We start from the raw sequence: 13,882 nt of genomic DNA on the forward strand, positions 1-13,882 counted from the left end.
AGATCCGCATCCTTGCTAAGGCATGCGGCAGATTAAGCCGTTTCTACATCTCGAATGGCTGTCGCAGGCGGTCTCCTCTCCGGAAGCTACACAGGCTGAAGCCGCCCATCCGGCGTGGTTGTGGTCTGCGGCGCTGGCTTCGGTGGATGTTGGCGGCAACGGGTAAACCTTGCTCTCCAGCGCGCGTATCGCCCTCGTCCAGATGTTTCAGCGCTTGGATGATCTCGTCATAAGAGACGGCCTTATCCGTGCCGGGGTAAAGTCGTAGGGCGGGTGCGGATTCGATCGCGAATATATCGGATGCCCACGAAGCGAGAATGGCCCGCTTCTCTTGCTTGCCAATGCCCTCGGCCGCAAGCACGTCCCGCGGGTGATTGAAATGTTTGGCCGGATGCAGGAGATGGGCAGCACTGATGGCCGCGGTGGCTTGCTTTGGAAGAGTATTCTCGATGTCCTTTCTCATAGGTTGGCTCCATTGATGTTGCTCGACGGAACGGCTGGTACGGATATGAAATGTAAGGGAAGGCCCGCTGTGGCGGCCTGCGCGGGCCTTCCCGCAGGCCTTAGAAGTCCATGCCGGCCCCAGCGGGCAGGGCGGGGGCGGCATCCTTCTTCGGCTTTTCGGCGATCATCGCCTCAGTTGTGACCAACAGACCCGCGACCGAGGCCGCATCCTGAAGCGCGGTGCGCACCACCTTCGCAGGGTCGATCACGCCCTGCGCGTATAGATCGCCATATTCGCCGGTCTGGGCGTTCCAGCCGAAGGACAACTCCGACTTTTCGCGCAGCTTGCCGACGACGATCGAACCTTCGGCGCCAGCATTTTCGGCGATCTGACGCACCGGCGCCTCGATCGCCCGACGGACGATGTCGATCCCGACGCGCTGATCGTCGTTGGCCGTCGGAAGACCGTCGAGCGCCTTGACCGCACGCAGCAGGGCGACACCGCCACCGGGCAGAATACCTTCTTCGACGGCAGCACGTGTCGCATGCAGCGCATCGTCGACACGGTCCTTCTTCTCCTTGACCTCGACCTCGGTCGAGCCTCCGACGCGGATGACGGCAACGCCGCCGGCGAGTTTGGCGAGGCGCTCCTGCAGCTTCTCACGGTCGTAGTCGGAGGTGGTTTCCTCGATCTGAGCGCGGATCTGGGCGACCCGTCCATCGATCTCCGCCTTGGAGCCGACGCCATCGATGATGGTGGTGTTTTCCTTCTCGATCGAGACCGTCTTGGCGCGGCCAAGCATGTTGAGTGTCACGTTCTCCAGCTTGATGCCGACGTCTTCGGAGATCACGGTACCGCCCGTGAGGATGGCAATGTCTTCCAACATGGCCTTGCGGCGGTCGCCGAAGCCCGGGGCCTTGACGGCGGCGATCTTCAGACCGCCGCGAAGCTTGTTGACGACGAGGGTCGCAAGGGCTTCGCCTTCCACGTCCTCGGCAATGATCAGCAGAGGCTTGCCGGACTTCACCACGGCTTCCAGGACTGGAAGCATCGCCTGCAGATTGGAGAGCTTCTTCTCGTGAATGAGGATGTAGGGCTCTTCGAGCTCGACCCGCATCTTGTCCTGGTTGGTGACGAAGTACGGGCTGAGATAACCACGGTCGAACTGCATGCCTTCGACGACTTCCAGCTCTGTCTCTGCGGTCTTGGCTTCCTCGACGGTGATCACCCCTTCGTTGCCGACCTTTTCCATCGCTTCGGCGAGATACCTGCCGATTTCCTCGTCGCCATTGGCCGAAATGGTGCCCACTTGGGCGATTTCCGAATTGCTGGTGATCTTGCGGGCGTTCGCCTTCAGTTCCTTGACAACGGCGTCTACGGCAATGTCGATGCCACGCTTCAGGTCCATCGGGTTCATGCCTGAGGCGACAGCCTTTGCACCTTCCTTGACAATGGCCTGGGCAAGGACGGTCGCCGTCGTGGTGCCATCGCCAGCGAGGTCATTGGTCTTCGACGCCACCTCGCGCAGCATCTGGGCGCCCATATTCTCGAACTTGTCTTCCAGCTCGATTTCCTTGGCGACGGATACTCCGTCCTTGGTAATCCGGGGCGCTCCGAACGATTTGTCGATCACGACGTTGCGTCCCTTCGGGCCTAGCGTAACCTTCACGGCGTTTGCCAGAACGTCGACCCCACGCAACATGCGTTCACGGGCATCGGTATTGAATTTGACTTCTTTCGCAGCCATTGTTCACTCCTTCAATAGGCAGCTTTTTGACTGATGAGCGGCGTGTTACGCGGCCTGCTTCTGTTCGGCCCGGGCTTCGATGATGCCCATCACGTCGCTTTCCTTCATGATCAGCAGGTCTTCGCCGTTGATCTTGATCTCAGTGCCTGACCACTTCCCAAACAGGATGCGATCGCCGACCTTGACATCGAGCGCCTGGATCTGACCGGCTTCATTGCGAGCGCCAGAGCCTGTGGCGATAACTTCGCCTTCCTGCGGCTTTTCCTTGGCGGTGTCAGGAATGATGATCCCGCCCTTGGTCTTCTCCTCAGAGTCGACGCGGCGGACGAGAATGCGATCATGCAGCGGTCTGAACGACATGTTTTCCTCCATGGACAGACAAGATGACGTTGACCCCGCGCCGAACCAGATGACCGGTCCAGCCGGGTGCGAAGCCTCTTCGAGCGTTTCGCGCGAAAGATTTATTTTCTAGATTTTCCGATTTCAAGAGGGTGCCGCAGAAAAATTAGCACTCTCGCACGTCGGCTGCTAACGTGCTGGAAAGGAACAATAAGGCATGGGTTTCCGTTTGAAAAACAGTTGATGACCGGGCGCACTCGCGGCATCCGTCCAACGTTACGAAAAGGAGATGAAGCATGCAGTTTTCGTCGGATCTTGAGCGGCAACTCAATGGATATGGCCTCACTACAGCGCATATCCTGTATCACATCCCCGATTTTGAAACCGTCCTGCAAGCGTACGTCTGGCAGGACTACGATCTGGCGCCGAATTTCCCGGAGATGCAGAAGTTCCTCGATTATTGGCAGGCCAATCTCGACGGGCCTCTGCACTCGGTCCGCTATACCCATCAGCGTCTCATCGGCCCGAACGAATGGCGGCGCGTCGACGGCGAGTTCAAGCTGCACTGAATCTTGAATCCGGATTTTTCTCTTCCCAATTCTCCGAGCGATCGAGGCTCCACGAGCTCGGTCGCTATCGAAGGTCTGTTTAGAGTGAGATGATATGGAAGAGCAGATCAGGAATATCGGAGACCTCAGCATCGAGGAACGGGAAGAGGTCTTGTCGATGTCGCTACGGCCCTCGAGGGCACGGCACGTGAGGCCTTTGCTGAAGGTAACCCGCACTTTGCAGCGCTTTGGGCCAATATGGCGCAAGCAATCCGCGTCAACGCCGATGAGCTGGCTCGTGACGATTTGACAAACACCGAACGTATCTTGCGGCAAGCAGCTGCCATGATTTCGCAGTTCAACGCGACGCATCCGTATCGTATGGTCAGTCACGCCGTCCATTAGGCGCTGCTTCGTTGATCCGGGCGCAGTCCTGGGCGGTCGCTCAGAAGTGCCAGAGTGCGGCGGCGGTACGAGCTAGAACGAACGGGCATCGAAATCTTTATCCAGGGCGGCACGTAAGCGTCGCTTCACCGCTGGAGCCTCGTTGCCGACAGCCGAGATGAGGTCGCGCATGGCCATGCGAAGACCGTGAAGCTGATCGACGAGATCCATGATGACGTCGATGCCGGCCTCGTTGACGCCCATGCAGCCGGGCGCGGGCGAGATCTGCATCCCAGGAACTGGCGCTGGTCCTCGTGAGTTTGCGGCTGAAGCCAACCTTCCTGGATCCACAGTTCGAGCTCGGTTACTTCGATCTTGAGGCGATGACGGGATTCACGATCGTCCCCCAGCCAGTTAGCGTTTTCACACGGTCGGGGCCATTTTTCTCGCACGGCGGCGGGCCGTTGGGCCGACGGTGCCGTGGAACCGAGACGGCTGTCAAATCTTTTGCCATTGCTTTGATCGAGATATGGCAGATGAACACGAAGATAAAACCCGAACGCGCCGAAATCCTCCGTCTTCGCGCCCGCATTGTCGCCGTCGAGCGCGCAACCCTCGCAGCACTCGAACTCGTCCTCCTCCTTAAACCAAAAGAGCTCGAAGCTTTCCTCGAAAGCCGAAGGAAAGAATTATCGCAGAACTATTTGGACGAGACGTTCGCGACGGATTTGGTAGATCCGGCTGAACGAGACTTCGTCGCTGAAGAGGTGGAAAGATTGATGCGTGCGCTTCAATCGGAAATGGATTTCAAGGGTGGAGTTTCAACTCCGGAAAGCGGATGATCAACGCCACGGGCCTATAAGCCGCTCGTACTCTGCTTCCGATACACCGTAGCAACCGTTAGACCGTTTGGCCAAGCCAGCACGGTCAATGATCTCGATTGTGCCCCGGCTGGCCTTGATGAGCCGCTCTCCTTCAAGAATGTGGGTTGCATCAGTGACGCTGGGCCGTCTCACGCCCAGCATCAGCGACAGAAAGTCGTGGGTGAGGGAAAGGGGTGACCCCAGACGATCTGCCGACATCAATATCCAGCGGGCGAGCCGTTCTTCAACGTTGTAGCGGGCATTGGCGTAAGCGGTCTGACCGACTTGCAGCTGGAAGACGTGAACATAGCGCAGGAGGAGCTTTCGCAGGGATTCGCTCTCGTCGATCGCTCTCAAAAGGGGTGCGACCGCTATGCGTCTAGCTGGACCGCCAACCTGCATGAATGTCTTGTGTGGCGTTTGCATGGCGCCAAGGATGACCGGCACGCCAATAAGCCCTTCGTAGCCCTGCGCACCGATCTCGGCCGAGCCGTAAACCTCGTCAGGCATTACCGTCGAACCCAAGCCGCCGTCCAGAAAGTATACGTGGGTCAGCGGTCGCTGGCTCTCTATGCACACATCGCCCCTGTTGAGGGCGACGGGCTCGAGGTGATCCCAAAGCAAATCCCCATCCGCTTGCGATAAGGCGCGGAGCAATAGGTTCGATCGGCCAGCGGGCAATGTAGACAGTTGGTTCATGGTAAAATCGTCGAAATAGCTTTTGGCAGAACGCATGACAGCCATCAAGAGTTCAGTATAGAATTGAAAATGGTCTTCAGTTTTCAGAGGCAACACGTAGCTGTCGGAGGCGTTCGTTCTTCTCCTCGCGTCGTCTGCGTTCCTCTTCAGCGGCTTCGGCCGCGGCCTTGTTTGTTCGCTCGAATGCTTCCGCGCGTTCCTGCACGGTCAGAGTGCGTCTGATCCTGCTTACCATTGGAATGTTCCTTGAGGGTCTTCTGATATATGGGTGGATTGCCAAGCCGCCTCAACACCTTGAGCGAAGTGTCTGTAGCGTACCGCCCTTGAGCGGGCGCTTGCGAAGGGCGCGATCGGGCCACCCCATAATCGTGAATCTCCCCAGATGTCCGCCGGCGTCCGCCTCGATGCTCGCGCGTCGGGTGAGAGGGCGGCTCCCATTCTCGGGTGAGCCCCCTCGGTCCAGTTCAGCAAGCTACGGAAAATCATGGCCGCTTACGATCACCTCGTCATTTTTCTGCACGGCATCGGGGCGTCTGGCGCTCAGCTCATGCCATTGGCATCATCCTGGCGAGCACAGCTTTATCCTGTGTGCAAAGAGAGATGAATGAACCACCGTTCCACTTAGTTCATGACGCGCTTGCCTCGCAACCCTACTCGGTCGACATTCGCGTCAACCACTCTCCGGCCTCCGCCGCAAACGTCGCCGGGATGGTTCGGGCGCTCCCCATCGGGTCGAGCGTCCTTTTTTAACCGCTTCCTGGTGACACGCTCTCATCGCCCTTGTCGGGCAATGCTCCGGCGCCGGGCGTCTTGCTTTCGTCCTGCAGGTGCTCCTTGTCATGAGGACCTGCAGCGGGTTGATCCTGACCGTCGACTGGTTTCTTGCGTGTCTCCTCGATTGCCTGCTCGGCTTTGGTGTCCTGGACAGAGCCGTTCGGCGGCACTTTGAGGATGCCATCGTTGGAACGGCAGTCTCTCAGAGCAGCCCATTTCCCGACGGCGATGGTCAGGGATGCGGCGTCGTTCGGTGTCCCCGGTGCGAACGACCTTCCAGACCTGCGGAACGAAGCTGCAGACGGAACAGACGGAGGCAATATCCGACAATGAGCGCTATATCCATAATTTCGATCTCCTGACTCCGCCATTCACGGCCGTCGGGAACTATCGCCGCTGATCCGTGTTCCAAAACGCTCCCTCCGCCTCAGGGCGGTTACCGATAATGGATGATGGAATGGATGTAACAAAAAGAGACTGCATCATCGTCGGAGGTGGGCCTGCCGGACTGACGGCGGCGATCTACCTGACGCGCTATCACCTGTCTGTGACGGTTTTTGATGACGGAACCAGCCGGGCAGCCAACATCCCGGTGTCCCATAACCATGCCGGCTTCCCCAGCGGCATCAATGGTGCGGACCTGCTCCGCCGGATGCGCGCTCAAGCCGTCATGTACGGCGCGGAAATCGACGATAAACGAGTGACGGCACTGCGCAAGGCAGAAAAGGATTTCGTCGTCTCTTTCGCCGACGGCTCCTTATCGGCCCGAACGGTTCTCGTCGCCACAGGTGTTGTGAACCGCATGCCGTCGATGCCAAAAGACAAGCACGACGAGGCAGTGAAACGAGGGCTCATCCGCTACTGTCCGGTTTGCGACGGCTTCGAAGTCACGGACAAACGCGTGGCGATCATCGGGCAAGGCTCCCAAGCGTTCAAGGAAGCGGTATTTCTCAGAAGTTATAGCCGTGACATTACTTTGGTGTCACCCTCCGGCGAGCATGAACTCAAGGCGAGCGAGGAGACGCGGCTGCAGCAGCTGGGCATATTGGTGAAGGGTGGCCCTTTCGAAATCGATGTCGAACAAGGCGCGATCGCGATCCGTACAAGCAGGGGCACGCATCGGTTCGACTCCATCTACCCCGCGTTAGGATCGGACGTCAGATCGGAGCTCGCCTTAGGGGTGGGTGCAACGGTTTCGGGGGAGGGATGTATTTGCGTCGACGGTCACCAACGCACAGACGTCCGGGGCCTGTATGCCGCTGGAGACGTGGTGATTGGACTGGATCAAATTAGCCACGCGATGGGCCAGGCTGGTGTCGCGGCCACGACGATCCGGAATGATCTTAGCGATTTGTCACCATTGATCCGCTGAGCCCAGCGGGCCCGATGCGTATAATTAATTGCTGAGCGACGTTGCATGAGTGTCAAGGAAGTCGCACCTCAGCCATATTAGCGACGAAGGCTGGCCGACGCGTTCCGAGAACGCGGCGGATGGACGTCATTAGGTGCTCCTGACCCGATTCGCGTGGGGTGACATGTTCTGGCCAGACGCAAAAAAGGGCGCTCGTCGAGCGCCGTTTTCCATTCTGGTTGGGATCGGGCTGCCTTGTTCCCCTTAACATTCGCGGACGCTTCGGCGAGCTGCGTCAGTTTCTGGTCGGTCACTTCTTCCTCGGCAAGGTTGGCTTGCAAGAGCGGTACGGCGTCCATGCGAACAGCGTGCCGTCGCGGGCGATCTCGTAGTGTTCTACACCCTGTGCAGACGAAATGAGACCAGCGTCGAGGGCCACGGTGCCGTTGTATTCCTCCATGATCTCCTGGACTTCGGCGATAATACCCTGGATGGCTTCGCAGGTCTTGCCACGGGCCGTCCCAGGACGGCATCCCGGAGGGTTGAGGAGTATTATGAAAAATGCTTGAATTACATGGCCGGCCGCAAGGCCGATTAAATATCTCTCGGACGGGAACAATTTGGCTCCGCGGACCGTAAGGAGTCGGGTCGTGGAGAGATTTGATATGGCAGCCACCTTACACTTCAATGTGCGGCCCGCCGCAATCCAAACCTGCCCCGTCTTAACTAAGGCGGGGCTTTTCTTGGCGTTTCGCCGATCGGCTTCGACATTCCAGGAGGTTGGATGAGCGACACCGACAAGCCGGCGTCCGCATCGATGGCCGATATCACTGTCAATGATGAGACGCGGACGATGGCGCGTTTACCTGCAGCGAGTGAAGGCTATCAAACTTCATGATCAGCAGCGTGACCAGTTCCTCGCGCGTCCTATGTCCTTCATTATAGAGGTCGACCGCCGCGCTGCAAAGCAGCTGCATTGATTGTTCCGTCGGCGCAGCGTGATTGTGCCGGTACCAAGTCTGGACGGCATCGGAAAGCACGTTTACGTCGTCCATCTGAAGTGAGAGATTGAAGTCCGTCATCTCATGCTCCTTGAGCGTCGCAACAATTCGCCCGGACCGCGATAGGAAATCTGGTACTGCATTAACCTCCCAAGGACAACCATCAGTACGGTTGCGAACGGTTGCCGCGAGCCTCCGCCAAGTCACCGCGATCCGCTTCTCCAACGATTTGTACGGAACCGCGCAGGAACCGGTATCGCACGCGCCCGGTTAGAAAGGCGGATCGCGGGAGGGGAAGCCATGTTTCCTTGCACAACGCCCTTTGCACTCTCCGCGATCCACCCTCCCAGGGGATTGGCCGCGCGGAGGCAGGGTTGTTTGGTGTTTCCATCCAATGCCTTCGGTAACGCTCTGCGCGGCCTCCTGTTTTAAATCTGCCGACGAAGGAACAAGAGTGGCCGCCGAGAGTAAGGCCGATGGGCCACGCATCCGTTTCCTTTTACGCGGCCTACTCCTCCAAACTTCCCCAACTCGCCCCGCCTTTTACGCGGGGCTTTTTTCTGAGTCTCATGCGGCTAGGTTTGAATGTGGTCAATCGACAGCCCGGGTGGAACAACTTTGCTATCGAGAGGTTCGGTGGGATTCTCGTTGGTGGAGCAAACCATGCCGAAGTATTTTTTCCACATCCGCCGGAACGATGTCTTCGAGGAAGATTTAGAAGGCATCGACTTGGCTTCGCCTGAACAGGCACGGGAGGAAGCGGTCGCGGCCGCTCGTGAAATAGTGGCGGAGGGGATCCGGAGGGGCGATCCGGCAGACGGAGCGACTTTCGAGATCATGACCGAAGAAGGCTCGCTGGTCGCAACCGTTCCTTTCCGGTCGGCTGTCGGCCTGGAATAGCGCCCTCGCGCAAACGGTTTCAATTGTCAAAACCGCACAGAGCCTGAAGCCTTCGAACGAAAGGAGTAGGTTCTCGTTTTACCATTCGACGGATGGTGCGATGTTATGACAGAATTGCTGCAGAGGCGAGTGAATAACAGATTGTTGCGGCGGTTTCCGGAGGATGCCTTCGAGCTTCTGGCGCCGTTCCTCGAACCCGTCGATCTTCCTGTCAAACGCCCACTCATGCTGCCGCGCAAACCGATCGAGCATGTCTGCTTTATCGAAAGCGGCCTCGCCTCGATGGTCGCCGAAAGCGCCGAGGGCAGAAGCCTCGAAGTCCGCCACATCGGCCGCGAAGGGATTGCCGGATACCCCGTTATCCTCGGCGTGGATCGGACGCCCAATAAGACCTTCATGCAAGTGTCAGGCCACGGGCTTCAGGTCGCTAAGGAGGATTTTCTTCCGACGCTTGAGAACGCGGATGTGCGGCAACTGCTGCTGCGCTATGTCCACACCTGCGAGCTGCAGCTTGCCCACACGGCGCTGGCTGCGGCGAAATTCAACATGCATCAGCGCCTAGCGCGCTGGCTGCTCATGTGTCACGACCGCATCGAGGGCAATGATCTGCCGCTTACGCATGATTTCCTGGCATTGATGCTGGGTGTCAGGCGAGCCGGCGTCACCGATGAGCTGCACATCCTTGAAGGCATGCACGCCATCAAATCGACACGCGGCAACGTCCGCATCCTGGATCGCGACATGCTGATCGAAATCGCCGGCGGCTGCTATGGTGTGCCGGAGCAGGAATACGAGCGGCTGATTGAGAACTCGCCGCAGCCGTCGGCTCTGCCCGTCCAACTAAACGGCAATCGCCATCATCATACGCTTTGAGCAGCCGCCCCAGGGCCCAAAGCTTGCACCGACCCGCACCGCGCGTAATATAATCCCACGTCGTCCCCGCGCGCGCCATCTCCCAAAACTGACCCAACAGTGAGGGTTCCTTTTTGAGCACTCCCACTAAGGGCATCCCAGGGGTATCGCTAAGGAACCGAGCGTCGGCGGCAAGGATCGCACCGACATTCATTGTTCGGCCCTCAGATCGTATCGGTTCGGCATGCGCAAGCATTCCGTCTGGCAACTTCCGCGAACTGGGCACAGGCTTAATAGCCCGGTCCCGGAGAACCTCACCATATGCATGCAACCAGTCTGCGAGTTTGCGATGAAACCAAATCGCAGCAATATATGGCGTCTCATGCGTGCTCCGTGATTAATGAGCGATCGGCAAAGTAACGCGATGGCGTGGTCCCAAGCGCCTTCCTGAACATGACGATGAAGGCTGTCGTGGATTCATACCCCAAGTCTCCTGCTACCCGCTGGACTGTCGCACCGCCGGCAAGTTCCCGCAGCGCGATGACCAGATGTAGCTGACGCCGCCAACGGCCGAAGCTCAATCCTGTCTCTTGGACCATAAGCCTCTTCAACGATCGCTCGCTCACCGCGACATGCTCAGCCCATTCGCCAAGGGTTCGGCGGTCGCTCGGGTCTGCCAAAAGAGCCGCGGCGATCAGGGCGATCTTTGGATGGTCAGATACGGGCAGCTCCAGCCTCTCCCGCGGCATCAGCGCGAGCTCATCGAGCATGACCCGCACGAGGCGATCGACATGAGCGTCGCGGGCGTGATTTTCCGATAGGTCCGCTACCCGGTGTATCATCTCCCGAAGCATCGGCGATACCGAAAGCGTGCAGCATACAGCCGGAAGCATGGCCGCGCCGGGCTCGACAAACAGGTACGTTAGACGAGCATTGGACGTGACCTGATTGCTGTGAGGAACGCCACCTGGTATCCAAACTCCGCAGTCGGGCGGAACGATCCAGACCCCACTTTCCGCTCTGCAGGTCACCGCGCCATGGAGCGCCAGGATCAGTTGACCCTGCGGGTGCTGGTGCTGCACCCCCTCGGCTTCATAGTCGGCGAAGTCCATCCTGATCGCCATCGCAGGCCCATGCAAGAGGCTTAGATCTATCGCGGCACTGCAGGGTGGCTTATTCGAAGGTTGGCCCGATTTCGAGATCATATGGCATTATCTCCACTTTTGCTCGCGGGGCAATCCTTTAGGCTCCTGGTTTAGCAACTCTCAGGAGATCACCCATGCGTATAGCCGTGGTTGGCGCGACCGGCAGGATCGGTGCCAAACTTACCGAGAACCTCTTGGCCAAAGGCCATTCAGTCAAAGCTCTTTCAAGAGGAGGGCCGGCCCTCGATGACCTTGTCGCGAAAGGAGCAGAATCGTTCCTTGGCAGCTTCGATACGGGTGCTGGTGAACTTAACGCGTTCTTCGAAGACGCTGACGCTGCGTTCCTCATGGTCAAAACCATCTGGGGCTCGGAGGACCTCCATGGGCACTACCCTACGGTAGCGCTTCGGTTTTTCGACGCCCTTCGAGATTCCCCTGTGAAATTGGCCGTGAGCCTGACCGGAATGGGATCCGAGGTCAGCGGAAACACCGGCCATTTTCAGGGCTTTCATATCCTGGATCAGATCCTCAACCGACTACGCGACATCAAAGTGGTGCACCTGCAGGGTGGCTGGTTCATGCAGGACCTTGCCGGGTGGACCGACTCCATCGCGCAGCACGATAGGATCGGCTGGTCGCTTGACCCAAACGTGAAAACTCCTTGGATTGCCATTCAGGACATCGCGGATCTCGCGGCGAAAGAGTTCGACACGCCGACTGACCAGCACCGATCCGTAAAGCAACTGGGCATCGATTACACGATGACCGAGATCGCCGCGATTATCAGCCGGGCACTCGCTAGAGAGGTGGACTATCGCTTCATCGATAGGAGCGATCGCGAGGTCGAGGCGGTATTCCGGGAGAGGTTCGGAGCTCTCGGACGGTGGGTCTACGATAACGACACCTTGGCTGCTCTTAACGATGGGCGTGTAAAGTTTCACGATGATCGTCCTGCACTGCGCACCACAATGGAAGAATTCGTCAAAGACACACTCCGGCCGCTGATCGAGAAGGCGCGGACGGATGGCGTCAAACCAGAGACCTTCCTAACGTGGAGCTCACATCGCTAGAGCTTTCGGAGATTCCGCAGCGAGCGGGCAGTGGTGGCTGGGCCAATGACAACGATCAACTTCTCGGCGCGTTTGAGAGCCTGATCGTTGATGAATTGGCGACCGATGAAGCGGCTGGAATCTGCCGATGAAGATCAGGCATTCTCGGTGAGCCGCCGCCCACTTTGGACGTGATTGCGCAGTTTCCATCTACACCGCCGAAGGTTTCTTCCGGATCAACGGCTTCGCTAATAGTAAACACGTCGGCGGTTAGACCCCGTTCAAGGCGGCTGCCATGGACCAGGCCCCAGGTCGTTCCAATCATCGGTGGCAGTAAGGATCTGCATCCAGGCCGCCGCATCCGGCGTCGCGGCCAGCTATACGTTTTGAGGCACGTCCACAGCCTTATCACGGGACGATGTTTTAATCGTCTGACCGATCCTGAGCAGAAAGGCGGCGACATATGGCAGCGAGGCGGGCACCCACATCAACAACCCGGCCAACTGCTGATCTTCGAGGGGCGTGAGACCGTAAAGGTCGGTGGTCAAAAAATGCGGGCTGAACAGAGGGTGTGGAGTGAGCGTCAGAAATGCCCCAAGCATCGTCATCTGCAATATCGTGCCACCGCAGATGGCGAGCGCACTGCCTGAGGCGCGTCGCGGGTAGAGGATTTCACGCCAAAGCCACAGGGCCGACAGAAGGAGAGGGATTTCCATTGCCCAATAGGCAAAATTGCTGGAGAGAGCCCAGGCGTAGGGAAGAGGCAGATGCCAGAGCCAGACCATCACTGTGTGTACGACGAATGCGGCCATGGATGGAAAGCGATCAAGCGTAACAGATGATCCAAAGAAAAAGCGCCAACCGAGCGGCGCAGCAAGCGATACCAAGACAATATGATGGAAGGCCCGTGCCGAGAAGAGGGCGGAGCTGAAGGCACATAGGGGCGAGACAAAGGCGAGGACACAAAGACCCATGAACAGGGCCCACTGACCCACCCGGTCTTCCGCCATAGCTCGGCGCCATGTCCACAGCGCCACTAGAGCGATTGCCGACAGCAGGATTGGGTCGAAGTTCCAGTCCGCCATCAGGGCCTCAGGTGCTGGAGCGTTACCGCAGTAGGGTTCGAGCTGGAAGGTCATGATAAAGCCATCACCGGACAATTGACGAGGAACCAACGCTCGGCCGAATTGTTCCAGGCTTGCCAGTTGCGTCGAGCTGGGAGCTACTATGTGTGACCATGTCAAATCGAAAGAAACCTGCGAAGGCCGCGACTTTACCGGACAAGCTGTTCACTGGCCCGTTCCGGCAACAATATGGCGCTCTCTGTTTTCGGCGGACTGAAGGCGCCGCGATCGAGATACTGGTCATCACTTCGCGCGACAGCGGCAGATGGATCATTCCGAAGGGGTGGCCGATGAAGCGAAAGAAACCATACGAGGCTGCTGCGATCGAAGCCTGGGAAGAGGCAGGCATTCGCGGTGCCGTTCATAAGAAACCCGTCGGCCGTTACACCTATCTCAAGGAACTGGATGACGGAGACGTCGCGCCATGCGTCGTTGAAGTGTTTCAGATCGAGGTCCACGAGCTGAATGCGGACTTCAAGGAACAAGGACAGCGTACGCGTGAATGGGTCAGTCCGGATGAGGCTGCGAGGCGTGTGCGGGAAGTGGAACTCAAGTCAATGCTCGCGGATTTCAGGCCAAGGACAGGGCGAAAGATGCAAGCCGAATGATCGCGACTAGGCCGCACTCAGAACGGAGAGATCTCAACGAAATGTCGCGTCTG

Annotated in this window: 15 protein-coding genes and 3 pseudogenes; 8 read left to right on the top strand and 10 right to left on the bottom strand. The window is 58.3% G+C overall.

The genetic code is table 11. From position 1 onward, the window contains the following. Nucleotides 1-43 precede the first annotated feature (43 nt). From AC245Y_RS33215 to groES, 3 genes are all read right to left on the bottom strand, one after another. Nucleotides 44-463, bottom strand: a complete 420-nt coding sequence (locus AC245Y_RS33215; RefSeq protein WP_017997414.1) for a hypothetical protein — start codon at nucleotides 461-463, stop codon at nucleotides 44-46. Between the two features lie 100 nt (nucleotides 464-563). Then, nucleotides 564-2,192: a chaperonin GroEL gene (groL, locus tag AC245Y_RS33220; protein ID WP_003555343.1), complete on the bottom strand. Its 1,629-nt coding sequence runs from the start codon at nucleotides 2,190-2,192 to the stop codon at nucleotides 564-566. Nucleotides 2,193-2,237: 45 nt separating this feature from the next. Continuing rightward, nucleotides 2,238-2,552, bottom strand: a complete 315-nt coding sequence (gene groES, locus AC245Y_RS33225; RefSeq protein ID WP_017997413.1) for a co-chaperone GroES — start codon at nucleotides 2,550-2,552, stop codon at nucleotides 2,238-2,240. A 275-nt stretch (nucleotides 2,553-2,827) separates the two neighbouring features. Between groES and AC245Y_RS33230 the strand changes: the two genes are divergently transcribed. After that, entirely contained in the window at nucleotides 2,828-3,100 is a 273-nt protein-coding gene (locus tag AC245Y_RS33230) for an usg protein (RefSeq protein WP_003555345.1), read from the top strand. 94 nt (nucleotides 3,101-3,194) lie between these two features. Next, nucleotides 3,195-3,484 (top strand): annotated as a pseudogene (locus AC245Y_RS33235) (hypothetical protein). A gap of 72 nt (nucleotides 3,485-3,556) precedes the next feature. On the opposite strand, the pseudogene AC245Y_RS33240 reads toward AC245Y_RS33235, so the two are convergent. Then, nucleotides 3,557-3,873 (bottom strand): annotated as a pseudogene (locus AC245Y_RS33240) (chaperone modulator CbpM). Here AC245Y_RS33240 and AC245Y_RS33245 point away from each other — a divergent pair. Beyond that, a complete protein-coding gene (locus AC245Y_RS33245; RefSeq protein ID WP_172643746.1) occupies nucleotides 3,778-4,305 on the top strand; it encodes a hypothetical protein in 528 nt (175 codons plus the stop codon). The pseudogene AC245Y_RS33240 and the gene AC245Y_RS33245 overlap by 96 nt on opposite strands. On the opposite strand, the gene AC245Y_RS33250 is transcribed toward AC245Y_RS33245, so the two are convergent. Continuing rightward, entirely contained in the window at nucleotides 4,306-5,121 is an 816-nt protein-coding gene (locus AC245Y_RS33250; RefSeq protein WP_245274078.1) for a Crp/Fnr family transcriptional regulator, read from the bottom strand. Between the two features lie 650 nt (nucleotides 5,122-5,771). Continuing rightward, nucleotides 5,772-5,969 (bottom strand): hypothetical protein, encoded by a 198-nt coding sequence (locus tag AC245Y_RS33255; RefSeq protein WP_003555350.1) that lies wholly within the window; start codon nucleotides 5,967-5,969, stop codon nucleotides 5,772-5,774. Between the two features lie 287 nt (nucleotides 5,970-6,256). Here AC245Y_RS33255 and AC245Y_RS33260 point away from each other — a divergent pair, with 287 nt between their 5' ends. Next, nucleotides 6,257-7,171: an NAD(P)/FAD-dependent oxidoreductase gene (locus AC245Y_RS33260; RefSeq protein ID WP_017997411.1), complete on the top strand. Its 915-nt coding sequence runs from the start codon at nucleotides 6,257-6,259 to the stop codon at nucleotides 7,169-7,171. Between the two features lie 227 nt (nucleotides 7,172-7,398). Here the strand turns inward: AC245Y_RS33260 and AC245Y_RS33265 are convergent. Together AC245Y_RS33265 and AC245Y_RS33270 are read right to left on the bottom strand one after the other, a co-directional pair. Beyond that, nucleotides 7,399-7,667 (bottom strand): annotated as a pseudogene (locus AC245Y_RS33265) (YciE/YciF ferroxidase family protein); the annotation flags it as partial. Nucleotides 7,668-7,983: 316 nt separating this feature from the next. After that, a complete protein-coding gene (locus AC245Y_RS33270; protein WP_003555407.1) occupies nucleotides 7,984-8,232 on the bottom strand; it encodes a hypothetical protein in 249 nt (82 codons plus the stop codon). 582 nt (nucleotides 8,233-8,814) lie between these two features. Between AC245Y_RS33270 and AC245Y_RS33275 the strand changes: the two genes are divergently transcribed. Together AC245Y_RS33275 and AC245Y_RS33280 are read left to right on the top strand one after the other, a co-directional pair. Further along, nucleotides 8,815-9,051, top strand: a complete 237-nt coding sequence (locus AC245Y_RS33275) for a DUF6894 family protein (protein ID WP_003555408.1) — start codon at nucleotides 8,815-8,817, stop codon at nucleotides 9,049-9,051. 105 nt (nucleotides 9,052-9,156) lie between these two features. Next, on the top strand, nucleotides 9,157-9,924 hold the full coding sequence (locus AC245Y_RS33280; RefSeq protein WP_026157731.1) for a Crp/Fnr family transcriptional regulator: 768 nt from the start codon (nucleotides 9,157-9,159) through the stop codon (nucleotides 9,922-9,924). Nucleotides 9,925-10,283: 359 nt separating this feature from the next. Here the strand turns inward: AC245Y_RS33280 and AC245Y_RS33285 are convergent, their stop codons facing one another. Next, nucleotides 10,284-11,108, bottom strand: coding sequence for an AraC family transcriptional regulator (locus AC245Y_RS33285; protein WP_012760476.1), 825 nt, complete (start codon nucleotides 11,106-11,108; stop codon nucleotides 10,284-10,286). Between the two features lie 74 nt (nucleotides 11,109-11,182). On the opposite strand from AC245Y_RS33285, the gene AC245Y_RS33290 reads away from it, so the two are divergent. Then, nucleotides 11,183-12,118, top strand: coding sequence for an NmrA family NAD(P)-binding protein (locus AC245Y_RS33290; RefSeq protein WP_017997409.1), 936 nt, complete (start codon nucleotides 11,183-11,185; stop codon nucleotides 12,116-12,118). A 356-nt stretch (nucleotides 12,119-12,474) separates the two neighbouring features. Here AC245Y_RS33290 and AC245Y_RS33295 read toward each other — a convergent pair whose 3' ends face one another. Beyond that, nucleotides 12,475-13,236 carry a cytochrome c oxidase assembly protein gene (locus tag AC245Y_RS33295; RefSeq protein ID WP_032997101.1) on the bottom strand — a complete coding sequence of 254 codons (762 nt, stop codon included), beginning with the start codon at nucleotides 13,234-13,236 and terminating at the stop codon, nucleotides 12,475-12,477. Nucleotides 13,237-13,334: 98 nt separating this feature from the next. Here AC245Y_RS33295 and AC245Y_RS33300 point away from each other — a divergent pair, with 98 nt between their 5' ends. Beyond that, a complete protein-coding gene (locus tag AC245Y_RS33300; protein ID WP_003555358.1) occupies nucleotides 13,335-13,829 on the top strand; it encodes an NUDIX hydrolase in 495 nt (164 codons plus the stop codon). Nucleotides 13,830-13,882: the final 53 nt, after the last annotated feature.

Source organism: Rhizobium sp. SRDI943, from assembly GCF_057653695.1.

What these genes read in the sequence shown, in the direction of transcription:
- AC245Y_RS33270 (WP_003555407.1), bottom strand. Translation starts at nt 8,232, where the DNA reads ATGACGGACTTCAATCTCTCACTTCAGATGGACGACGTAAACGTGCTT.
- AC245Y_RS33280 (WP_026157731.1), top strand. Translation starts at nt 9,157, where the DNA reads ATGACAGAATTGCTGCAGAGGCGAGTGAATAACAGATTGTTGCGGCGG.
- AC245Y_RS33295 (WP_032997101.1), bottom strand. Translation starts at nt 13,236, where the DNA reads ATGACCTTCCAGCTCGAACCCTACTGCGGTAACGCTCCAGCACCTGAG.
- AC245Y_RS33230 (WP_003555345.1), top strand. Translation starts at nt 2,828, where the DNA reads ATGCAGTTTTCGTCGGATCTTGAGCGGCAACTCAATGGATATGGCCTC.
- AC245Y_RS33300 (WP_003555358.1), top strand. Translation starts at nt 13,335, where the DNA reads ATGTCAAATCGAAAGAAACCTGCGAAGGCCGCGACTTTACCGGACAAG.
- AC245Y_RS33260 (WP_017997411.1), top strand. Translation starts at nt 6,257, where the DNA reads ATGGATGTAACAAAAAGAGACTGCATCATCGTCGGAGGTGGGCCTGCC.
- AC245Y_RS33290 (WP_017997409.1), top strand. Translation starts at nt 11,183, where the DNA reads ATGCGTATAGCCGTGGTTGGCGCGACCGGCAGGATCGGTGCCAAACTT.
- groL (WP_003555343.1), bottom strand. Translation starts at nt 2,192, where the DNA reads ATGGCTGCGAAAGAAGTCAAATTCAATACCGATGCCCGTGAACGCATG.
- groES (WP_017997413.1), bottom strand. Translation starts at nt 2,552, where the DNA reads ATGTCGTTCAGACCGCTGCATGATCGCATTCTCGTCCGCCGCGTCGAC.
- AC245Y_RS33275 (WP_003555408.1), top strand. Translation starts at nt 8,815, where the DNA reads ATGCCGAAGTATTTTTTCCACATCCGCCGGAACGATGTCTTCGAGGAA.
- AC245Y_RS33215 (WP_017997414.1), bottom strand. Translation starts at nt 463, where the DNA reads ATGAGAAAGGACATCGAGAATACTCTTCCAAAGCAAGCCACCGCGGCC.
- AC245Y_RS33285 (WP_012760476.1), bottom strand. Translation starts at nt 11,108, where the DNA reads ATGATCTCGAAATCGGGCCAACCTTCGAATAAGCCACCCTGCAGTGCC.